The 21,647-nt window shown below is 40.5% G+C and carries 20 protein-coding genes; 3 read left to right on the top strand and 17 right to left on the bottom strand.

What is annotated here, in order from left to right; translation table 11 throughout:
- Positions 1-154: 154 nt before the first annotated feature.
- The 11 genes from ACPBEH_RS06755 to ACPBEH_RS06805 all read right to left on the bottom strand — a co-directional run bounded on the left by ACPBEH_RS06755 (position 155) and on the right by ACPBEH_RS06805 (position 10,093).
- The gene (locus ACPBEH_RS06755) at positions 155-457 is read right to left on the bottom strand and encodes a DUF2316 family protein (RefSeq protein WP_424348675.1); all 303 of its coding nucleotides are present in this window, start codon (positions 455-457) and stop codon (positions 155-157) included.
- 23 nt (positions 458-480) lie between these two features.
- The gene (locus ACPBEH_RS06760; RefSeq protein WP_280103003.1) at positions 481-2,031 is read right to left on the bottom strand and encodes an MFS transporter; all 1,551 of its coding nucleotides are present in this window, start codon (positions 2,029-2,031) and stop codon (positions 481-483) included.
- Positions 2,028-2,582 (bottom strand): PadR family transcriptional regulator, encoded by a 555-nt coding sequence (locus ACPBEH_RS06765; RefSeq protein ID WP_424348676.1) that lies wholly within the window; start codon positions 2,580-2,582, stop codon positions 2,028-2,030. The genes ACPBEH_RS06760 and ACPBEH_RS06765 overlap by 4 nt, the downstream gene beginning before the upstream one ends.
- A gap of 181 nt (positions 2,583-2,763) precedes the next feature.
- Positions 2,764-3,771: a ribose utilization transcriptional repressor RbsR gene (rbsR, locus tag ACPBEH_RS06770; protein ID WP_424348677.1), complete on the bottom strand. Its 1,008-nt coding sequence runs from the start codon at positions 3,769-3,771 to the stop codon at positions 2,764-2,766.
- A gap of 80 nt (positions 3,772-3,851) precedes the next feature.
- Positions 3,852-4,760: a ribokinase gene (rbsK, locus tag ACPBEH_RS06775; protein ID WP_076645748.1), complete on the bottom strand. Its 909-nt coding sequence runs from the start codon at positions 4,758-4,760 to the stop codon at positions 3,852-3,854.
- 19 nt (positions 4,761-4,779) lie between these two features.
- A complete protein-coding gene (gene rbsD / locus ACPBEH_RS06780; RefSeq protein WP_016264471.1) occupies positions 4,780-5,175 on the bottom strand; it encodes a D-ribose pyranase in 396 nt (131 codons plus the stop codon).
- A 20-nt stretch (positions 5,176-5,195) separates the two neighbouring features.
- Positions 5,196-6,080 carry a ribose/proton symporter RbsU gene (gene rbsU / locus ACPBEH_RS06785; protein WP_011373910.1) on the bottom strand — a complete coding sequence of 295 codons (885 nt, stop codon included), beginning with the start codon at positions 6,078-6,080 and terminating at the stop codon, positions 5,196-5,198.
- 173 nt (positions 6,081-6,253) lie between these two features.
- Positions 6,254-6,499, bottom strand: coding sequence for a YdeI/OmpD-associated family protein (locus ACPBEH_RS06790; protein WP_076645750.1), 246 nt, complete (start codon positions 6,497-6,499; stop codon positions 6,254-6,256).
- A 14-nt stretch (positions 6,500-6,513) separates the two neighbouring features.
- On the bottom strand, positions 6,514-7,698 hold the full coding sequence (locus ACPBEH_RS06795; RefSeq protein ID WP_424348678.1) for an acetate/propionate family kinase: 1,185 nt from the start codon (positions 7,696-7,698) through the stop codon (positions 6,514-6,516).
- A gap of 143 nt (positions 7,699-7,841) precedes the next feature.
- On the bottom strand, positions 7,842-8,384 hold the full coding sequence (locus ACPBEH_RS06800) for a MarR family winged helix-turn-helix transcriptional regulator (protein WP_280102999.1): 543 nt from the start codon (positions 8,382-8,384) through the stop codon (positions 7,842-7,844).
- Positions 8,385-8,668: 284 nt separating this feature from the next.
- Positions 8,669-10,093: a C69 family dipeptidase gene (locus ACPBEH_RS06805; protein WP_061827317.1), complete on the bottom strand. Its 1,425-nt coding sequence runs from the start codon at positions 10,091-10,093 to the stop codon at positions 8,669-8,671.
- 212 nt (positions 10,094-10,305) lie between these two features.
- On the opposite strand from ACPBEH_RS06805, the gene ACPBEH_RS06810 reads away from it, so the two are divergent.
- Entirely contained in the window at positions 10,306-11,313 is a 1,008-nt protein-coding gene (locus tag ACPBEH_RS06810) for a toxin Cry1Ac domain D-VI-related protein (RefSeq protein ID WP_424348679.1), read from the top strand.
- A gap of 285 nt (positions 11,314-11,598) precedes the next feature.
- A complete protein-coding gene (locus tag ACPBEH_RS06815) occupies positions 11,599-12,927 on the top strand; it encodes a C40 family peptidase (protein WP_424348680.1) in 1,329 nt (442 codons plus the stop codon).
- Between the two features lie 186 nt (positions 12,928-13,113).
- Here ACPBEH_RS06815 and ACPBEH_RS06820 read toward each other — a convergent pair whose 3' ends face one another.
- From ACPBEH_RS06820 to ACPBEH_RS06835, 4 genes are all read right to left on the bottom strand, one after another.
- The gene (locus ACPBEH_RS06820; RefSeq protein WP_011373902.1) at positions 13,114-13,242 is read right to left on the bottom strand and encodes a hypothetical protein; all 129 of its coding nucleotides are present in this window, start codon (positions 13,240-13,242) and stop codon (positions 13,114-13,116) included.
- 70 nt (positions 13,243-13,312) lie between these two features.
- Positions 13,313-14,059, bottom strand: a complete 747-nt coding sequence (locus tag ACPBEH_RS06825; protein ID WP_035145614.1) for a YibE/F family protein — start codon at positions 14,057-14,059, stop codon at positions 13,313-13,315.
- On the bottom strand, positions 14,056-15,144 hold the full coding sequence (locus ACPBEH_RS06830) for a YibE/F family protein (protein WP_280102996.1): 1,089 nt from the start codon (positions 15,142-15,144) through the stop codon (positions 14,056-14,058). Before ACPBEH_RS06830 ends, ACPBEH_RS06825 begins: the two co-directional genes overlap by 4 nt.
- A 67-nt stretch (positions 15,145-15,211) precedes the next feature.
- Complete coding sequence (locus ACPBEH_RS06835) at positions 15,212-16,603, bottom strand: amino acid permease (RefSeq protein WP_278319858.1); 1,392 nt, start codon at positions 16,601-16,603, stop codon at positions 15,212-15,214.
- Positions 16,604-17,277: 674 nt separating this feature from the next.
- Between ACPBEH_RS06835 and abc-f the strand changes: the two genes are divergently transcribed.
- Positions 17,278-18,789, top strand: a complete 1,512-nt coding sequence (gene abc-f, locus ACPBEH_RS06840; protein ID WP_424348681.1) for a ribosomal protection-like ABC-F family protein — start codon at positions 17,278-17,280, stop codon at positions 18,787-18,789.
- 4 nt (positions 18,790-18,793) lie between these two features.
- Here abc-f and ACPBEH_RS06845 read toward each other — a convergent pair whose 3' ends face one another.
- Together ACPBEH_RS06845 and ACPBEH_RS06850 are read right to left on the bottom strand one after the other, a co-directional pair.
- Complete coding sequence (locus tag ACPBEH_RS06845) at positions 18,794-19,807, bottom strand: LCP family protein (protein WP_424348682.1); 1,014 nt, start codon at positions 19,805-19,807, stop codon at positions 18,794-18,796.
- Positions 19,808-20,212: 405 nt separating this feature from the next.
- Positions 20,213-21,628, bottom strand: coding sequence for a glycoside-pentoside-hexuronide (GPH):cation symporter (locus ACPBEH_RS06850; RefSeq protein WP_112206734.1), 1,416 nt, complete (start codon positions 21,626-21,628; stop codon positions 20,213-20,215).
- Positions 21,629-21,647 lie beyond the last annotated feature (19 nt).

The raw sequence follows: 21,647 nt of genomic DNA on the forward strand, positions 1-21,647 counted from the left end.
GTAAGTAACCTCACTTTTTTTATTTTTACTCTGTCCATTTTACACTGTTTCCATCACAATTTACAGTCTTATCTTTTCAGAAAATAATGAACTTCAATTTAATTGATATATTGCCCGGGTAATACTGCTTATTAGCCAAACAAATCATTTTTAACTAAGCTTCAATCTGGCCGTTATGAATTAGATTGGCATCCAAGAACCAATAATCTTCTGGATCACCCACTAAGCGACTGAACGGAACAGGCTGAATCCCCTGCCCTTCTAATTTTTCAATTAAATACGCCCGTAATATCCACGGATTATTAATGTGTCGTGTTTCTAAATTCAATACGTTTTGAACGGTCCCTTCAGTAGTCCCCAAATCTGTCGCTACTTCAGCTAAAGAGAGACCCGTTAAAGCAAAATTAGCCTGTAATTCACGAATCGTTGCTTTTCTTTCTTGCGGATTTAATGACATCCAAAAGACTTCTTTCTACGCTTTTATTTTTGATCGACACTTTTTGTTTCTTTTAATAAGAAGAGTGCTGCTAAAATGGCAATCACCATTAAGACTAATGACGTCGTGACAACAGCAATCATCCCTTTATCAAAGGCTGTGACCACAATTTGTTGCACCTTGGCGGCATACGGTGTTTTCACTAATTGTTGACTCCAAGCGACTGCGTGCCCTGAAAAGGCGCCCGCTTCGACTAATGCTTGGTGAATACCAGTTGCTGCAGCCTTTGGCATTGAACTCCCACTAAAGCCAGCACTTAAGCTGCTCTCATAGGCATTTGTTTGTGATAAGCCAAGAATCACGACACCCACAGTAATCCCAATTTGACGGAAAACATTCAATAAACCGGATGCCATCCCAATTTCCTTCGGATTAATGTTATCCATCGCTGCTGTATTGATCATTGGATTGATAATTGCATTCCCTAACCCAGTTAGTGCAAGCAATGGTAAGAGTTGCATGTAAGTAAAGTCAGTTGTTGTCACTTGTCTAAAGATCAATAAACCAAGTGCCGAAACTGTAAAACCAAAAGCAATCATCCATTTTTTACCAAATTTATACCCTAGAACACCCGTAAATGGTCCCAAGACAAGTGACCATAAACTCATTGGCAATTGATGCACACCGGTTGAAAAGGCTGAGTAGCCCATGTAATTTTGCATCAAACTCGTTTGATAAGCGGCCAAGGCAAAGATTCCAGCACCTAACGAGAAAGCCAAAATCACAACGCCTACGAAATGGCGATTCGTGAGTAACGTCAAGTTCATCATTGGTGCTTTTGCCTTCAATTCAACAAAGACGAAGAGCGCTAAAATTAAAACGGAAGCGACTAACCAACCCATAATCCGCATATCTGTCCAAGCCCAGTGCATATGTTGTTCTTTTTGAATTAACCCATAAATCCCAGAGAATAATCCGATTGCTGACAAAATCATACCCATAAAATCGATTGATTCGCCTGCACCATACGCTGGTGTTTCTTTAACATTCCGAATCACTAAGTAAACCGAAATAATCCCGACTGGTAAGTTGACGAAGAAAATTGATGGCCAACCGAAGTTTTCGACTAAGAAGCCCCCAACCAAAGGTCCAATGGCAGTTGAAAAACCAATGACGGAGCCTAAAATTCCCAATGCAGTCCCACGTTCGCGACCTTCAAAGTTCGATGCCACTAGCGCCATCGATAAACTCATCATACCGGAGCCACCAATTGCTTGAACCGCACGACCAATATCCAATACCAATAAGTTTGGTGCCAGTCCGTTAACGACAGAAGCTGCCGTGAATAAAATCATACTCATGATGAAAACTTTCTTGCGCCCGAACATGTCTCCTAATTTAGAAACAATTAACAAGCTGACCGCATACATTAACGTGTAGGCGTTCAAGACCCATTGTAAGTTACTAAAAGTGGTTTTAAAATCAACCGCCATACTTGGCAAAGCCACATTAACGACGGTCACATCTAGCAGTCCCATAAAGACCCCTAGGCTCATAGCGACCAGCGCTATCCAACGATTTGTTGTTTTTTTCATTTTACTATCTCCATTTTCTCGATCTCTCTTATTTGTGCTTCCAGCCAGTCGATCTTTGCTTTAAGCGTTGTGATTACAAAATCCATTGAGCGAACCTGCCACTGATAATAATTGGTATCGGTTCCCTCTTCATCTCGCAAATCTGTTAGATGGTTTTTGACACCCATATAGACGTGTAAATCTTCAGCTAACTCATCGCGGTAATCTTGTAAAATACTGATTTGTTCTTCGGAATCGATGTAGTGCATCCCACGCATCTTAAACCGATAAGCGTCATCCCACTTCGCATCGTGCGCGACTGGTTTAGCCATTAATTCAGCAAAGTAACGCCGGCCTTCTTCAGTGATGTGTGCAATCTTCGTGCCACGCGAATCTTGATCAGCTTCATCAAAACCAATGCAGCCTTTGCTTTCCAATTTATCTAATAGCGGGTACAAAACGCCATTTGAAATTTTTCGTCGAGGTAACATCGCATTTTCCAAGATAATCCGCAATTTATAACCCGACATATTCCGACTCATTAAGGCTGATAACATCAGCAATTCATACATAAACACATAACCTCTCTCTTCAATCAGTCTTTTCGACAGGTCTTTAAGACTTATTAAGTATAGTTCTTTCCGACACATTTGCAAGTCTTTTTTCATAAACCACAAAAAAAGACGGCCCACATTCGGTTGGCGAATCGCCAAGCGTAGTGTAGCCCGTACTTTTTGGTACTTCATTTAATTTTTATTGTGCTTGAACACTATCTCGTTCAACCAATTCAACTGGTAGCATTTTTTGTTGCATCCCTAACGTTGGCTTTTCGATTCGGTTTAACAACAACCGGGTCGCTTCTTGGCCCAACGCTAAGATAGGTTGTTTGATGGTCGTTAACCGTGGCGTCACGTACTCGCACCAATCAATATCATCGTAACCAATAATCGAAATTGACTCTGGTACCGCATGACCTAGTTCAGCTAACCCACGTGCTAAACCTATCGCCAACTCATCATTGACGGCAAAGACAGCAGTGACACCACTATCAATCACCTGTTGGGCCACTTGATAGCCCCCCTGTTTAGATAAGGGTGTCGTTATTTGCCAATCTGGATTAACCGTGATTTGATGACTAACTAAGGCCGCTTGGTAACCGATAAACCGTTGCTCGATATTCCAAGCGCGCTGTTCAGGCAACACAATCCCAATTTGACGGTGCCCTTTATCAATCAGATAATTAGCCGCCATTCGGCCACCTTCTGTATCCGCCACAGCGATTTCATCACTTTGATGTTGCTTTTCGGATTGATCCAACAGAATATACGGTATTTTACGTTGTTTCAGATGCCCCTCTAGTGTTTCTTCTTCAATATGTGAAACCGCCAAAATAAAGCCATCGACATTTCGCCGGACCAGCTCTTTCAGATAATAATTAACCTTCTGATTATTCTGACCCGCACTATAAATCAATGGAATAAAATCGTACTGATAGGCAACTTCTTCGACCCCTTGAATAAACTGACTAAAGAAAGGATTATTGATATCCGGTACTAAAACCGCGATTGTCTTAGTTTCCTTATTAACCATGTTCTGGGCAAAATAATCTGGTTCGTAACTGAGTTTTTCGCGCGCTGCTCTTACCCGCGCAATCGTCTCAGCGCTAAACCGCTGACCCTTATTATTTAAGATTAGTGAAACAGTTGTGACCGATGTTTGGGCCAAGGCAGCGACATCTTTAATCGTTACTTTTCGTACCACGTTAACTTCCCCCATTGGAAAACCCTCTATCATTTAAAAACGCCCACAGCCGACTAAGCCATGAGCGCCCTTCTAATCTATTATAACTGAATATCCTTTTCATATGGAATTGAATTTTGTGCGCCTTTAGTTTGCACGGCAATTGATGACGCCTTATTGGCATAAGTCATTGCGGCTTCGATATTGCTGTAATCCAATTCAAGTTTTGTACTTAACGCACCGATGAAAGTATCACCAGCAGCTGTTGTATCGACTGCTTTCACTTTAAAGGCAGGGACAAAACCAGTTGCAGTTGGTGTTGCATAGAATGAACCCTTAGAACCAACTGTGATAATCACCACTTTGATGCCTAATTTGAACATTGCTTCAGCGTTGGCTTTCATTGAAGCTTCGTCAGTCACTTTAATGCCTGTAATGATTTCTGATTCGGTTTCGTTAGGGACGATCATGTCTGTCACTGCTAATAATTCGGCTGGAATATTCTTGATAGCAGGTGCTGGGTTCAAAATTGTTTGAACGCCGTTTGCACGGGCAATCTTGAAAGCTTCGATGATGGCAGGGACTGGTACTTCGAATTGTGCCACAATTCGATCGGCTTCTTTAATGGCTGCTTCTGCTTCGTGGATATCTTCAACAGTCACGTCTTGGTTAGCGCCACCGTAAATTAAGATGCTGTTTTGACCGTGAGCATCAACCATGATATAAGCTTGGCCTGTCCCAGCTGTTTCTGAACAACGGACGTGATCGACGTTCATGCCGTCTTTTTTGAATGTGTCGAGCATGAAGTCAGCAGCACCTTCTTTACCAACCTTACTAATGAAAGCCGTTTGGGCACCTGAACGAACAGCTGCGATTGCTTGGTTAGCACCTTTACCGCCACCAGCAACTGCGCGGCCATCCATTGCTAAAGTTTCGCCAGGTTGTGGAAAACGCTGAACGTTTAAAATTGTGTCGACATTGGTTGAACCTAATACGATTACTTTTTTCATTTGAATACCCTCCTGGTTGTTAAAATACAACGCCACTTTCTAAAATAATGTTGGAATAAGGTGTCATTTCACCTGTTCTGACAAATGCTTTGGCCTTATTTAAGTCTTGTTTCATTTGTGAATGATCAATAAATTCGATTGGTGTCTCCCCAATTAAAGCTTTAATCGCCTCTAATTGTTCTGGATTTGCCGTTTTAATTTCATTTGCTAAGTAAACTTTTTGCACTTCTAATTCACTTAAGATATTTGTTAAAACTTGGATAAAACTCGGTACACCATTTTCAATGGCCACATCAATCTTCTTCGTACCAGCTGGTACTGGCATGCCAGCATCCCCAATACTTAATGTATCGAAATGTCCCATATCTGAAATAACGCTCGAAATTTGTGTGTTAATCACCTTTGTTTTTCTCATGACACCAATCTCCCTTATTTTTATTTAATAAATGCTGTGACAGAACCTGCCACTAAGACTAATAATAAACCAACCATTACGGCGATCATTTCTTTTTTTGATTTCTTTTCTTTTAAGATGTAAATCCCACCGATTGTCGCAAAGATAACACTTGTTTGTGATAAAACAAAACCAGTTGCTAAGCCGTTGACAGATGGTTGTGCTGAAATCAAGTAAGTTAATGCCGCAAAAGCGAAGAAGAACCCACTGAAGATGTTCTTATATGAAGTTGCTTCTTTAAATGGTTTATAATCTTTTTTAGTTTGGGTTAAGCCGAAGATAATCCCGACAATTGTCATCCCAATGGCTTGTGGTAAGAAACCTTGGAAACCATCAGCACTGACTGCTTGTGGAAAGGCTGAATAACCTAAGTAGCCTAATTCACCGACTAGTAGTAACAAGATGCCCTTAACAGCACCGCTCTTGCTAGCACTTGATTTATCTTCACTCCAAGCGGTGAGATAAACGCCGATGATAATTAATGCAATCGCTGTAAAACCGATTAATTTTGATTGTGAACTTGACCAGTTACCTAGAACGAAGACACCCCATAAAGATGCCCCAACTAATTGAAAGCCGGTTGTAATGGGCATTGTTCTAGAAACACCCATTGTTTCGAAAACATGGAAAGTAATAATTTGTGCCAGTGCCCAACATGCACCTGAAATTAAACAGAAAATGAAAGTTTTTGTTTCAGGAATTGGTGTCCCACGGAAAATGGCAACGACAATTGCTAGAATTAATGTCCCAAAAGTTGTCCCCAGGATTTGGCTCGCTGGTTTACCACCAATTTTACCAACAATAACTGGGAAAATCCCCCAGCCAATCATCGGCATTAAGCCGATTAAGATATTTACAGCGTTCATTATAATTTCCTCCAAGCCTATTTAATCAATTAGTAAAACGTTTTACTAACTATCTTGATGATTATTATAAATGACCCATTTCGATAATTCAACCCTTTTTGAAAACGGTTTACATCCTAAACATAAAAAAAGATTAATCAGGCACCGTTTCCGCCCAATTAATCTTTTTAAATTTATTTTTTCTTAGCTTGTGAATAACCGCGTTTTGATTTATAACCTGCTTCTAAAATCATCAGCATATCATCATAATGTCGTTGTTGCGTCTCTTCAGCCTTAGCGCCGTAAACATAGCGCGCCCATTCCCGTTGGTACCCAGGTGTTAAGGCGTCGAAAAAAGTTTTCACGGTTGGCCGTGTCTCAAGTCGCGCACTTAATTTTGGAATATCAACTTCAAATTCAGATAATGGTTTTTGCGCCATCTTCAATCACTCCATTATTTTAACCGCATGACATCTCTGGCAATCATTAATTCTTCATTCGTTGGGACAATTAAAACCTTGACCTTAGAATCATCAGCACTAATAATCCGTTCTTGGCTGCGGACATTATTTTTATCTTCGTCCAATTTTACACCAAAACAAGCAAGTTGTTTACAAATATCTGCCCGCAATTCACTCCCGTTTTCACCACTACCAGCAGTGAAAACTAACGTATCAATGCCGTTCATTAAAGCAACGTATGAACCCACGTACTTAACAACACGATTGACAAAAATTGATAACGCCAACGCTGATTGTGGCCGTGTATCGGCTGTTTCTTCCAAATCACGCATATCTGGTGAAAGTTCTGAAATGCCTAATAAACCTGATTTGTGATTTAAAATATCAATCATTTCGGGCATCGTAATTTCTAATTTCTTCGCTAAGAAAGCGACTAGAGAAACATCGATATCACCAGAACGTGTCCCCATGGTAATCCCGGCAAGTGGTGTAAAGCCCATTGAAGTATCAACGGCATGGCCATCTTGGACCGCGGTGATTGAAGCCCCGCTTCCTAAATGAAGCGTAATCATTTTTTGTGATTCTAGCGGTGTTTCTAAGATTTCAGCGGCTCGATGGGCAACGTAACGATGACTCGTCCCATGCGCACCATATTTTCTTGCGCCATATTTTTGATAATATTCTTGCGGAATACTGTATAAATAGTTTTCGGGTGCTAAGGTACTGTAAAAAGAAGTGTCAAAAACCGCTACTTGTGGCACACCTGGTAGTAGTGCCGTAAAGATCTTGATGTAATAGGCCTGTGTTGGATTATGCAATGGCGCATATTCTGCTAAGCGATTAATTTCGTCCAATGCCACTGGATTGATAACCATTGAATCACTGAAGGCTTCACCGCCACCAACAACCCGGTGGCCAACACCTGTAATTTCATCCAAATGACTAACAATTCCTAATTCCTTCAAGCGTGTCAGTAAAAGTGTCGCTGCCATTTCATGAGTAGTCACATCTTGAACTTCTTTAAATTTTTGATTGTCACCATATTTAGCGGTAAACACCGAATCAGATAACCCTAAGCGATCGATCATCCCTTTGGCGATAACTGTTTCACTGGGCATTTCAAATAATTGCCATTTTAATGTCGAGCTGCCCGCGTTAATTGCTAGAATTTTTTCCATGTTATCGTCTCCCAATCTATAAGTAATTCCTTCATGCCACAATTGTAAGCAATTTCATAAGAAGTTACAAGCATTGATTTAATAACACACAAAAAGGGACCACCCACCAAAACTGAATTTAGTGGCTGATCCCGATTGTTTTATTATTTTGCGATTTTATCGTTTGATTGGATATTTTGAACCTTTTCCAAGAATGAACGCCCCATTTTGTTATCTTGGTAATTGCTTGGTTCAATAACATCTAAATAGAATTGATCAATAAATTGAATTAAACCATCGATTTTTTCCCGACCCATTTGTGTTTCGATTTCTTGATACTTTTGTACGTAACGACTAACCAATCGATCTAAAACATCTTGACCTTGTTTTGTTAAACTTAAGAATTTAACACGTTGATCTGATTGTAAATGTTCTTCAACAACGTAGCCGTTTTCTTTAAGTAAACGACATTGACGTGAGATTGCAGAACGACTAACACTCATTGTTTTAGCTAATTTGCTACCCGTTAAATCGTCGTTAGTGGCGATTTCATACATAATCAAGAATTGATCAAATGATACTTTATAATTCAAACTTTCCCCACTAACAAAATCGCTAAGATTGCTGATAACCCAACGATAAATGAGTGATAGATGGGTGATAACTTCCCAGTCTTCAGAATATTTCCCCGTGATCTTTGATGACATAATTGAATCTCCTTTTTATAAATACAAGTAATGAGGGCCAAGAATAATTAATGGTTTTAATTTGATTACTAACAACCATAGTAGCATATTCTTTCAAAAAAGAAACCACCTGTTTTCATTAATTTGGTACAAAGTCACTTAATGATTAACAATTATATTGCAATGCTAATTATTGCAACGACAACTATCCGTAACATCCTTATTAAAAATTCTATTATTTTGGTATTATCATTAAAAAAGAGCAAACTACTAACCAACGTTAGTAATTCGCTCTTTTAAATTTATTAGAGGTTGCGATCCATATTGAATGTCAATTTAGATAAATTAATTCCTGACATGACGAGTTCGCCAATCATGCCCATGGCCTTATCTTTCATGGTTTTAACAATCAAATAATTTTTTTCTGTTAAATATTTTGTAAGGGCTTCGCCTTGGTAATTCTTAGCTTCTTCTTCAATACTATCCAACATTGTCCGTAATTCTTGTTTACAGCTTGTTAGATAATCAACGTTGCCTTGAATGTGTTGGCTGTAATGGCCTTCAACCAAGACTGAAATTGTCCGGTACATCCAATAAGCACTGTTAATATCCCATTTCATTGGTGTTTCACTGAAGCTAGGATCTGTATCATTAGCATTCGTAAAGAATGGAATAAATGGTGTGTAAGTTGGCATTCCTAAAGTAATCCACATAATGGCAGCTTGTTCTTTAGGCACGTCGTTTCGCAATTGTAAGATATGCGCATTTTGTGTTCTGTTTAAACCAATTGGACGATAGCGATACTTGTCAGCATCTGCGCCGTGGCCCATTGGATCGAATTCAGTTTCGTTATAATGTGAGCCAAGCAACATTTCAATGTCTTCAACACTAATCTTATGTTCAATCTTGCGAATGAAAGGTAAATCAGCTGATTCAGGTGACATGTCAAATTCAGCATCAAATAAGTGGTGTGCGTACCAAACACGAGGTGTGTTGTAGTGACGATCTTTTTCGTTCATTGTGCCGAAGATATGGCGGAAGTTCCAGCCTGTCTTATCTGGATTCAAATGATGTTTTTCAACATATTCTTGAATCCCTTCAGCCCACATGAAGTTATCAGTATCGTTAAAATCAACTTGTTGAATCGCCACTTGGTTTGCCGCTACAGCATAACCATCATCTGGAATCCGTTGTGCTAGCCAAAGATGACCGGTAACAATTTCCATATACCAAACTTCATCGTGATCACTGAACAAAACGCTATTGCCTGCAGGTGAACCATATTGTTTGATTAAGTTACCGAGGTAGCTAACCCCTTCGCGAGCTGAGTTGATATAAGGTGCGACCATTGCTTGCATACAATCTTCGTCTAAACCATCTTTAACCAATGGATCATAGGCCAATGACTTTTCGTTACCGTACGTACTTTCAGTACAACTCATCGCAACGTTAACTTCATTAATACTACTTTCGTCATAGTAACCTTTGTTCTTGTAATCCACATTGGGCACCGCTGGCCAGCGGTAACCGTCTTCTGGTAAAGTCGCTTCAAAACCGTTCAACCAAGATTTAATTTTTTCACCCTTACGGCCTTTAACTGCCGGATTCATATAGAAACGTTGGGGGGTTAAGGGCATAAAAGTATCATCATTGCGGGCAATCATTGTTGAGCCGTCAAGTGATGCTTTTTTACCAACTAAAATTGTTGTACAAGCTGATTCCATGTCTATCGCTCCTTTTGATTTAGAGAACATTAAATTATTCTCATAAAGATACTATTAGTGTACGCCCGCCTCGGTCGAATGTATACCCATATTCATAAGATTCTCTAAAACAATCATCAAGTCACTTAAAAATTAGAGTTTCTTCATTAATTTATGTTTGAGCAATCTTTTCATGATATATTATAGATTAAGTATCCTAACAATAAGGTGGTTTCAAAATGAAAAAATTAACACACGTTCTGTTGATGCTCATGGCTAGTTGTTTCGTGATTCTAGCCGGTTGTCAGAATAAAACGACGGTCCCTGCCGCCGCTACTAAAACCGAGGATCAAATTGAACAGTATGTTCAAAAGGTCAACCAACTTTACGCTGACGCAGACCATAAAAAACCTGCAAAATTAACTGCTACTAACAAGCATAAAATCATCAAATCCGCTAAAAAATTAGATGCCAAAATTTCTGATAATCTCTATATGAGCGCATTATCAAGCAAATCTAAGTCCGCCTTCAAAGCAGCTCAAAAGGACTTAAAGCGCATTGATACTGATGCCCCCGCTGAAAAAACTGAGAAAAAAGCCAAGAAAACTAAGGATAGCGACTTCTTCGATGCTGATGGGATTGTCAAAGATGGTCTCCAACTTGGTTCAGAATCGGATTATGCTAATGACGCTAAAAAATTAGCGGCTTATAAAGAAGCGAAAGCGCAACAAGCAGCGATGACCGCTGTTGATAATCTCTTTACAAACAGCAATCATACTGCTATTCCAGCAACCCTAACGACTGAAGATTTCACCTACGCTAAAGCACTTGTTGAAAAAACAACTCACAAGAAATTCAAAGAACGCTACTTAAAACTGATCAAGGAAGCTAAAGCCCAATTTGATAGCTATAATACTAGCGAATCATCAACGGCTACTAGCCAAAGCAGTTCATCAACTGATACAACTGCTACCGATCAAACAACACAGGCAACCGATAATACAGTTGATAACACGGCTGCTACAAACAACCAAACGACAACTAATAATAGCTACACACAGCCCACAACACCAACAACCAACACAAGTTACTCAGCTACTAATACTCAAAACAGTACGCCTGCTAACAGTGACAATAATAATGGCACTGCTGCTACTGATAATAATACGAACGGTACACAATCCGACTCATCAACAAGTGATAATCAGATTACAACGCAATCGCAATCTGACGGTTTGTTACAATAATTTAATCTGGCTGTAACATAAAGAACGGCTATCGAAATATTTCGATAGCCGTTCTTTTTCAGTAGAATACGAACATTATTTATAAAAGATAGTTATTAAACGCTACCTTTTTAACATAATCCGTCAATTAGTCTTTTAAATCCTGACATCTTAAGAAACTTGTAACACCGCGCTAACTATTATGTAACATGTTTGTCACGTTAGAATGATATGCTTATTGAGCACGATAAATTAAAACAAACTTAAACGTCTAAAAACAAACTTCAAAGGAGCACTTCAATCACAATGAAAAAACAAAAATTAACTTATTTATCATCTGGTATCGTTGGTTTAGCTGGTCTTGCATTAATGGGTATCCAAGCTAATGAAGCTCAAGCTGCTACTACAGGGACAGTTAACTATGCAGACGGTGCTACAACTGTTTGGACAAGTCCTGAAGTTGGTCAAAAACCTACACGTTACTTAACAAACAACCAAAACGTTACAATCAAAAATACAAAACAAGTTTACGGTCAAACATGGTATCAATTAGCTGATAACGAATGGGTTGCCGGCGAATTCGTCAAAACAGGCGCAACAACACCAGCAGCTACAACTGCTGCTCCTGCTGCTAAAGACACGATCACAGTTAACTACAAGTCTGGTGCTACAACAATCTGGACAAACACAACTGCTGCTCAACCAACTGGCGCTTACTTAACTTATGGTAAGACACAAAACGTTATTGCTTCTAAAACAGCTAATGGCGTTACATGGTACCAATTAGAAAACAAAGGTTGGGTACCTTCTAGCTACGTTGTTTTAAACAACCCTAGCTTAGCCGGCGTCACACCTATTACTGATGCACCAGCTGTTACACCAGTTGCAACAACAACTGCTACAACAACACCAGCAGCTTCAACAACTACGACAACTCCTGCTGCTACAACTGCAACTTCTGAATCAGCTGCTCAAACATCAACAACACAACAAGCACCTGCAGCTTCACAATCATCAACAACGCCTGCTGCTCCTGCTCAACAACAATCATCAGTTGCTACTTCATCATCAACAAGCCAAGCAACACAAACTCAAACATCACAAACTAGCACTTCAGTAGCACCTGCTGCACAATCAGCTTCAACACAACAAAGTGCTCCTGCTCAACAACAATCAACAACACAAACTCAAACACAAAACACAGCTTCAAGCTCAAACACAACAGCAACAACACCTTCACAATCAACAAACACAAACAATTCAACTGCTACAAGCGGTAACGCACAATCAGTTGTTAGTGCTGCATTATCACAAATCGGTACACCTTATGTATGGGGTGGCTCAACACCTGGTGTTGGTCTTGACTGTTCTGGTTTAGTACAATATGCATACTCACGTGCTGGCGTTTCATTGGGCCGTATCACAACTGCTCAAGAAGGTGCTGGTCAACGCGTATCACTTAACAGCTTACAACCTGGCGATATCATTTTCTGGGGTGGCGCTGGTGCATCATACCATGATGCTATCTACATCGGTGGTGGCCAATACGTTCACGCACCACAACCTGGCGAATCAGTTAAGATTGGTACAATCTCAAGTTACTTCATGCCTTCATTCGCAGTACGCGTACTTTAATCATCAATGCATGAATCAAAAAGAACCGCTAATTAAATTAGCGGTTCTTTTTTTGCGTCTGAAACCAATATATGATCTTCAAAAAATTTTTATTAAACTAATCAGAAATTAAAAGACCATCCAAAAGCCACTTTTACAAGTCGGTTTCAGATGGTCTTTTAAAATTATTTTGATAATTCATTATAATTATTTTGCTGATTTACGTTCCTTCAAGAAGTTCAATACAGCTGTTGTTTCAGCATTACGTTTTTTAGCATTCTTTTGGTTGATAGGACGACGGTTACCAGAAACACTAACATGTAAGTTTTGTGACATTTCGCATTTCCTCCTTTCATGCATATATTCTATTATTCTAATCTGAATTGACTTTTTTTTCAAGTAATGTTTAAGCCTTTGGTAACTTTCTAAAATGGTTCAATAACCAACTGGTGATGGGAACGGTTGCTATCACGCCAATTACCCCGATTAGCAACGTTAATATCTCACCAATTAAAATTTTATGATTTAATATTTTAGCGAGCGGATAACCCAATTGGATGAACCAAATCGTCAATGATAGGAAGCTTCCAAAGAAACTAAAGAACAGTGTGTTGAAGGCTGTCGCAATAATTTTCTCACCAATCGCGATTCCCGCTTTAAACAAAGGTGCCGGTGCCATCTGTTCATCATATTCCAAAATTTCAACCAACCCGCTGGCAACTGCAATACTCGTTTCTGCGATTGCGCCTAAACTGGCTAAAACCGTCATGATCATGCCAACTTGCGGAAATGATAACCCGATTGCCAGACCAAAGCCTTCAATCTCTTCAGCATCCTCTGCCCCAAAGCCATAGGTTGCCGTCCAGTGACTGATTGGCACAATGATAACTAACAATGCCAGCACTACTAACAACGACGTCACAAACGCTGTCTTAGCCGTTAAAGGTTGCTTGGTATTCATGAAGATTGATGTCGCCAACAAGATCAGACTCAATAGCCCGCTGACCACTAAGGGATTAAAGCCCCCGGCAATCAAGACCAGCGCTAAAATAATAACGACGAAGTTCAACCCCAGGCTGAAAAAGATAGTTAATCCTTGCCAACCACACACTAGTATTAATAGTAGTAATAAAACACCCGTTAATAACATCATAAGCGGCGCACCTCCACTAACTGACTTGCCAACAAGCTTGTCACCGGCACAGCCAAGGTAATGCCGATTGCGCTAATCACGGTTTGTGTGAAGCCCAAGGTCATCGTGCGCGATAGTGTATAGGCAATTGTATTCCCGTTTCTCAGATACAATAAAATAATCGGAAAGGCTTCTGCCATAACAATGAAGAACAAGACATTAACAAGTGGACCGATAATTTCTCGACCAATCGTTAACCCTGAGTTAAAGAGTTGTCGTCTCGTCACATTGGGCTGTTCAAAAGCTAACTGTTGAAGTGACGATGAAATATCGGTCGCCTCATCCATGACAGCGCCCAATATTCCTAGCACGACTTCCGCCAAGAAAACCGTCTTGTAGGGTTGGAGCTCGTAATCCATTGTTTCGTAATGGAGTCCTTGGTCGCCACTGATTTTTAACAGGATAACGCTCAACAGTAATGCCAAGAACGTGGCCCCAATTGTCGCACCAAATGACACCACCATTTGCCGATTCGGCCCGAGTACCAGCAATAACGTCAAACCAGTTAAAACTACGGCGAGTCCACACATCAACGGCAATAACCAACGACCACCAGTTGTAGCGTTAAAGTGAAGCGCGATAATGAAGAACACGAGGTTCACGACGACACTCAAAATCGTCATCAGTCCCCTTTTAAGCATCATCACAAGTAATAAGCTAAAGGTCCCCAGGATCACAGCTACTAGCACTGTATCGCGCTTAGGTTCGTTTAAGAGCCATTGATGGCGGTCTTGATCATGGTGTAAGAAAACTTGCTGGCCCCGATAATAACGATAACTATCGGCCAGAGATTTGGAATAGGTATTTTGGAGCTGAATCGTCTGCCCTTTGCGCTTCGTATTCAAGAACCGCCCCGTTACTTTTTGCTGGATCTCGGTATCTTGATTCTGGTAATCATCCGTTGTTTTTGTTTTTTGAATCGTTTTGACAGCCGTCACTTGGATCAACGGTTGTTTGTAGCGCGTCGCATCGTGGTATGTTGCTAAAACCCCAATCATGCAGATCAACAAACCACCTAGCGCCAGCCATAAGCGTTTATGTTTCACAGTTGTCACCTCAGATTATATTGTAGCGGTTTGCCTGCTAATCACCAAACGTTTATCGCAAATTTAATCAATCATTTAACCGACTGTGTTTTAACCCGTAGCTGAAATAAATGATTAAGCCCAAAATGAACCAGATCCCCGCTGCCATCCAAGTGACTGCCGGTAATTCGAATAACATGAATAAACAAAGTAAGCCCGATAATAGTGGTAACCAAGGATAGAGCGGTACTTTGAAGCCGTCTTTATTCGGAATATCCTTTCTTTTACGCAATGGAATCACCCCAATAGACATGAAGAAAAAGGCAATTAACGTCCCAATATTGACCAGATTCGTCAATTGATCTAATGAAACGAGCCCTCCTAGTGTCGCGATAATCACTGTCACTACACGGACACTGTTGACTGGTGTTTGGTGGCGTGTTTCAATTTTACCGAGCATCTTAGGTAACAAACCATCCCGACCAATTGAATAAACTAACCGCGAACTACTGTAAGTCATCGTCAACATCATTGTGAACATCCCAGCCAAAGCACCGAGTGATAATAAGCCCGCGAACCAGTTTTGGTGCACGACTTGTAAGGCAAAAGCGACTGGATTAGCCACGTTTAATTCCCGATATGACACCATCCCAGTCAAAACAAAAGCAACTAAAATATATAATAACGTACAAATTACTAAGGTCCCGATAATCCCAATTGGTAAATTCTTTTGTGGATTTTTTACTTCGGCCGCCGAAGCCGAGACACAATCAAAGCCTAAATAAGCGAAGAATACTAATGATGCGCCCTTGAAGACCCCACTAACACCAAACGGCATGAATGGTTGCCAATTAGACGACTTTACGTAGAAAATGCCGACGACTAAGAATAGTAGCACAACGCCGATTTTAATCGTCACCATCAAATTATTGATGCGTGTCGATGAACGCGTCCCAGACATCAATAATACTGAAATAAGCGTCACAATTAGGACTGCAAATAAATTGATATAAGTGCCATGTGCCGGATCAAATGAACCGGTAATCGCCTTAGGAATATGCACGCCGAAGCCTTCAATGAAGGACACGAAGTATGCAGACCAACCGGTTGAAACGGCCGCGACTGATAACATGTATTCCAAGAATAATGCCCAACCTAACAACCAACCAATCAGTTCTCCAAAAATAATATTGCCGTAAGAATACGCACTCCCCGCGACTGGCAACGCTGATGAAAATTCAGCGTAACACATTGCGGCCACTGCACAGACCACTGCCGCAATCATAAATGACAACGTAATGGCCGGCCCACTGTGTAACGCGGCAATCGTGCCCGGTAAAATAAAAATCCCAGTCCCAATGACCGCCCCCACGCCTAATGCAATTAAATCCTTAGCCGTTAGTGTTTTAGCTAAACGTTGATCTTGTTGAAGATACCGCTCAAGTGACTCTTTTCTGAATAATCTTGTCCCTAAACCCATCTGCAAAACGCCCTCTCGATGCTTTATTTGGTAGTACTAAACGTGTTCTGTAACCCATATTCTTCCAGTTAACCTTGAGTGCCGAGCTGTGCTAATGCTCAAAGTCAAACCGTTTCAAACGCACTCTTTTTCTAATAATAAAAAAAGGAGCCCACTAGTCTTCACTAGTGAGCTCCACCAGGAAGATGACTCGGGTTACCCAGTCATCTTCCAGTTTATTAAGGTTTATCATGTAATAGACAATCTCTTCCCTTAATCAACCAGTCGAATTCTGGGTTTCTTAAAGAAAAAGTTAAAGGCAACTCGTTGCATTGTCATCATGATAAAACCTCCTTGTTATTATTAGTTTCTAAGTATAGCCAAGACACCCAAAATTGTAAAGCCTTTTTTAAGCAGTTGTTTTTTCAAAAGGAATCTGCTAGAATTTAAAACAACTTATTCAAAGGATGTGACTGGCATTGAAAATTGCAGGCTAAATTTCTGACAACTCGATTGGTACTAAATGGCCCCACGTTTGGGGACCGTTTATTTCTGATTGTCGTTAGAGCTAGCTTGCGTTTATTTTCAGGGCCGGTAAAAAACCAGACTTGTTAACAGACGCCCTCAGTAGCGTCTTTTTTGTGCATGCAAAACGACAATCAACCAATCTCATTTAAATTTATGAGGTGATATTAATGGGCACAATCCAATTCAAACAATTAACATTCAACTATCCAGATCAAGCGACGCCTCTTTTCAAAGACGTCACACTTCAATTCGATGCTAGCTGGCGCTTAGGCTTAATCGGGCGCAATGGCCGGGGGAAAACAACGCTTTTAAAACTACTCCAACGCCAATTAGAATTTGACGGACAATTGATAACCGATCTAGACTTTCACTACTTTCCACAAACCGTAGCCGATCCTAACCAATTGGCCCGCGACGTTTTAATGACACTCGGCCAATTGGATGACAGCACCTTTTGGCAGATTGAACGAGAACTCAATTTACTCAATATTGATCTCGACTGTCTCTGGCAACCATTCAACACGCTGAGTCCTGGCGAACAAACTAAGGCACTCTTAGCGTTATTATTCATCGACGAGCACCATTTTCAACTCATCGATGAACCAACAAATCATCTCGATCAAGATGGTCGCGATACCGTGGCACACTATTTACAACAAAAAACAGGGTTCATCGTCATCAGTCACGACCGGCACTTTTTAAACCAAGTTATCGATCACGTCTTATCAATTAACCGAGCAGATATTACCGTCCAACAAGGCGATTATCAAACCTGGCAGACCACTCAGGAACAACAAACCCAATCCGAACAGCATCAAAACAGCCTGCTCAAAAGTGAAATCAAACGGTTGAATCAAACAGCCCAACAAAAATCTCAGTGGTCCCAACAGGCTGAACGTGGTAAAAATGCGGCAAGTGTCAAAAACGAAAGTGCTAATCTCGATAAGGGCTTCATTGGACACCGCGCCGCTAAGGTAATGAAGCGTGCTACAACCATTACCGCCCGTAGTGAACAAGCGGCGAGTGAAAAACAAAGTCTGCTTAAAAACGTTGAAATTACTGCACCGCTAACAATGAACAATCAACCTTTAAAACCACAACAAATCGTTCTAACTGCAACCGACTTAGTGCTTGAACAAGATGGACGCGCCCTAAATCAGCCGTTGTCCTTTGAATTAAAGGCCGGCCAACAAGTGGCGCTAACCGGCGCTAACGGTACAGGAAAATCAACCTTTATCAAAGCCTTACTCGCACTTCCTGAAATGCATCATCAAGTCAGTGGGCAGTTGACCATTGCGCCGCGAATCAAGGTTTCTTATTTACCACAAGATTTTGCGCAGCTCAGTGGCTCACTAGCTGACTTTGCAGCCGCTAAAAAAGTGTCCCTTGAACAATTACTCTCAACTTTACGCAAACTGGGTTTTGAGCGGGAACAATTCAACCACCGGCTTGAAACGATGAGCATGGGTCAAAAACGTAAGGCCGCCCTCGCCCGCTCACTTTGTGAGGAGGCGCAATTCTACGTCTGGGACGAACCGCTGAACTATCTGGATGTCATTACCCGCGAACAACTCCAAACATTAATTGCCCAAACCCGACCAACGCTCTTGTTCATTGAACATGACCGTGACTTTATTGATGCTGTTGCTAGCCAACGTTATCAATTGATCCCGCGCTAATTAACTAATACGTATTATCTGAATAATAAGTCGTATTCAAGCCATCAGTATTAAACGTCTTATTAGTATCGTCTTTAAAGAAATTGGTATTTAATTGGTTCAATTCAGTCTCCGTATTACTTAAAGTTTTGGTTTGTAACCCGAGACTCTCACGAAGTTTGTTAGACGTTGCTTGCAATTTATCGGTCGCAATCACTTGATAAGAGCTACCGTTAATCCAAGCCTCTTTCCCGATGATTTGACCACTCGTAATATTAGTCCCACATTGATGATAATTTTCGATTAATGTTTTCGTTTGATCAGCCGTTAAATCCGTACTAATATGCTTGCCTAATTTAGTCATCAAACCAGATAGATGGACCAAGTATTGGGGCTTTTGAATCTTATCAGCGACCCCGCGCAAAACTTCTTGTTGACGCAACTGACGACCATAATCACCACGGGGATCTTGGTATCTCATCCGTGTATAAACTAGGGCCTGCTTACCATTCAAATGGTGGCGGCCCTTTTTGATTGTCTGCCCATCGAAACTCACATCGATATTCGTTTTAACATCAACACCATCGACGAAATCAACTAGTTCCTTGAGCGCGCCCATATCAATCGTGACCGAATAATCGATTGGCACACCGATAAATTCACTAACGGTTTTTTTAGCCATCTTCGCTTTTCCCAGTTCATAGGCCGCATTAATTTTTTGAACATTCTTAGTCTTGCTGCCAACCATTTCGGCGAGCGAATCCCGCGGAATTGAATAAACTAAGGTTTTCTTAGTTTTAGGATTTAACGTAACCACCATCATCGAATCCGAGAGACCGCGATCGACACGCCCGTCAGAACCTGTATCGGCCCCTAATAATAAAAATGAGATAGGTTTATCCTGATTAATCCGGTTGGAAACCTGTTTATTTTGGGTTTTAATCGCATGGATTGCTTGATTTTCTTTTATTTTGTAAAAACCCCCACTAATTACTAAAATAACCCCGATAACCCCTAATACAATCTTTAACTTCTTCAAAATAACGACTCCTATCTGTTTACTAATCTCCTATTCGAGTATATTAAAAATCGTTAAAGATGGTCGTTTTATTAAGTCAACTTAATACTTTTAAGGCTTTTTTATTATTTCAGCATTCAAAAAAGTTCCCATCTGATTAGGATGGGAACTTTTTTGTTTAAACGTGCTTTTCAAAGCTGACGCTTGCGCTTAGCACCGTATTGCAAACAACCAGCCATGCTGGTTATTCACAACACTCAGCTAATGCTCAGCATCAAACCACTTTGAACGCACTCTTTTCTTAAACGTGCTTTTATAAGACATGGTCCTGCGTTTAGCGACAATTGGTGAACAATCGCTTTCAGCGCTCATTCACCAATCTATGCTAATCCTCAGACCATTACCGCCTTATAACGCACTCTTTTTTTAGTCTAATTTCTTTTCCAATTCGCTGACAATTTCTGCATGTTTTGCTTCTGTTAATTTAATTTTTGCCATGAAGATTAAAGCAGAAACAATTAATAAAGCCATTGGTACGAAGAACATATATGTCTTGAATTGTAATAAACCACCATTTGTAATATCGCTTGGTTTAGCGTTACCTGTCATACCTGCGTGAATTGCGGCAATCCCAACAACACCGTTGGCAAAGGCACCAGCTAATTTATCCAATAATGGGCGAACGGCTAACGTAACAGATTCGTTACGTGTGCCACTCTTCAATTGACCATATTCAACACTATCAGTAATTGTCATTAAAGCTGCTAAGAAAACAAGTGGGTATGGGAAGAAGAATAACCCAACAGCGATTAAGACAACAACTAAGTTGCTACCAGCAAACAAGAAGAGAATGTAGCCAAGCATCATCATGGCAATCCCGCCAAGATAGATAGCACGACGGTGAATCAATGATACTAACGTTGGGAATAGGGCAACTGAGATGACCCCTAAGATAGCGGTAATCACACCAACTGTTGAAAAGGCTGCAGCGCGGCCCATGACATATTTGAAGTAGTAAATTAAAAGTGAATTTGTAATAACGTAACTAAAGGCAAATAAGAAATATGATAATGATAACCACATTAATTGATCATTTTTACCGATTACTTTGAAGACATCACGGAAACGAATCTTTTCAGTATTTTCACGGATAGCACTCTTTTCTTCTTTAGTACCGATAATCGTTGCTAAAGCGCCTAAGAATGAGACAACACCGATGACAACGGCGAACCCTAACCAACCAGCGCTAGTTTGTTCGCTACCATGTGTCCCTGAAAACATTTGTGAGAAGAATACTACGATTGGCACAATAACGATGATTACCCCTTGGGCGCCTAACGTTGAACCAAAACGAGCAATAGCCCCAAACTTCGTCCGTTTTTCTGAATCAACGGTTAAAGCCGGTAACATTGACCAAAACGCAATATCTTTAAATGAATAGAAGATATCCAAAATAACGAAAACGATTGCAAAAAGAACTAAGTATAAATAAGGGCTGTTTGTTGCTAAACCACCGAAGTTCGTGAAGATCATGATTAAACCAACAGAACTAATTAATGAACCAATTAGTAACCAAGGTTTAAATTTCCCCCAACGTGTCCGGGTATTATCAACCACCCCACCGATAAGTGGATCAAAGGCAATTTCAACAATCCGGATGACAACCATCATGGAAGTGACATAACCGATCATTTTAGCATTAAAAGCAGCATTTTTTGTATCGAATAATTGGCTAGTAACGAAAATCATAAAATAAGTGCTAAGCGTTGCGTAGAAAGCATCGTGGCCAAATGCCCCGAATGCATATGAACTATATTGTTTGATATCTTTTAGTTTTTTCATTGTTCAATTCCTTTCGTTT

The sequence above is a fragment of the Latilactobacillus parasakei genome (assembly GCF_049674265.1).
Lineage (GTDB): Bacteria > Bacillota > Bacilli > Lactobacillales > Lactobacillaceae > Latilactobacillus > Latilactobacillus sakei.

Coding starts and splice junctions, on each gene's coding strand:
- ACPBEH_RS06835 (WP_278319858.1), bottom strand. CDS start 16,603: ATGGGTTTAGGGACAAGATTATTCAGAAAAGAGTCACTTGAGCGGTAT.
- ACPBEH_RS06800 (WP_280102999.1), bottom strand. CDS start 8,384: ATGTCATCAAAGATCACGGGGAAATATTCTGAAGACTGGGAAGTTATC.
- rbsD (WP_016264471.1), bottom strand. CDS start 5,175: ATGAGAAAAACAAAGGTGATTAACACACAAATTTCGAGCGTTATTTCA.
- ACPBEH_RS06790 (WP_076645750.1), bottom strand. CDS start 6,499: ATGGCGCAAAAACCATTATCTGAATTTGAAGTTGATATTCCAAAATTA.
- ACPBEH_RS06755 (WP_424348675.1), bottom strand. CDS start 457: ATGTCATTAAATCCGCAAGAAAGAAAAGCAACGATTCGTGAATTACAG.
- ACPBEH_RS06820 (WP_011373902.1), bottom strand. CDS start 13,242: ATGTCACAAAACTTACATGTTAGTGTTTCTGGTAACCGTCGTCCTATC.
- ACPBEH_RS06810 (WP_424348679.1), top strand. CDS start 10,306: ATGAAAAAATTAACACACGTTCTGTTGATGCTCATGGCTAGTTGTTTC.
- ACPBEH_RS06795 (WP_424348678.1), bottom strand. CDS start 7,698: ATGGAAAAAATTCTAGCAATTAACGCGGGCAGCTCGACATTAAAATGG.
- abc-f (WP_424348681.1), top strand. CDS start 17,278: ATGGGCACAATCCAATTCAAACAATTAACATTCAACTATCCAGATCAA.
- rbsK (WP_076645748.1), bottom strand. CDS start 4,760: ATGAAAAAAGTAATCGTATTAGGTTCAACCAATGTCGACACAATTTTA.
- ACPBEH_RS06815 (WP_424348680.1), top strand. CDS start 11,599: ATGAAAAAACAAAAATTAACTTATTTATCATCTGGTATCGTTGGTTTA.
- ACPBEH_RS06765 (WP_424348676.1), bottom strand. CDS start 2,582: ATGTATGAATTGCTGATGTTATCAGCCTTAATGAGTCGGAATATGTCG.
- ACPBEH_RS06825 (WP_035145614.1), bottom strand. CDS start 14,059: ATGATGTTATTAACGGGTGTTTTATTACTACTATTAATACTAGTGTGT.
- rbsU (WP_011373910.1), bottom strand. CDS start 6,080: ATGAACGCTGTAAATATCTTAATCGGCTTAATGCCGATGATTGGCTGG.
- ACPBEH_RS06760 (WP_280103003.1), bottom strand. CDS start 2,031: ATGAAAAAAACAACAAATCGTTGGATAGCGCTGGTCGCTATGAGCCTA.
- ACPBEH_RS06850 (WP_112206734.1), bottom strand. CDS start 21,628: ATGAAAAAACTAAAAGATATCAAACAATATAGTTCATATGCATTCGGG.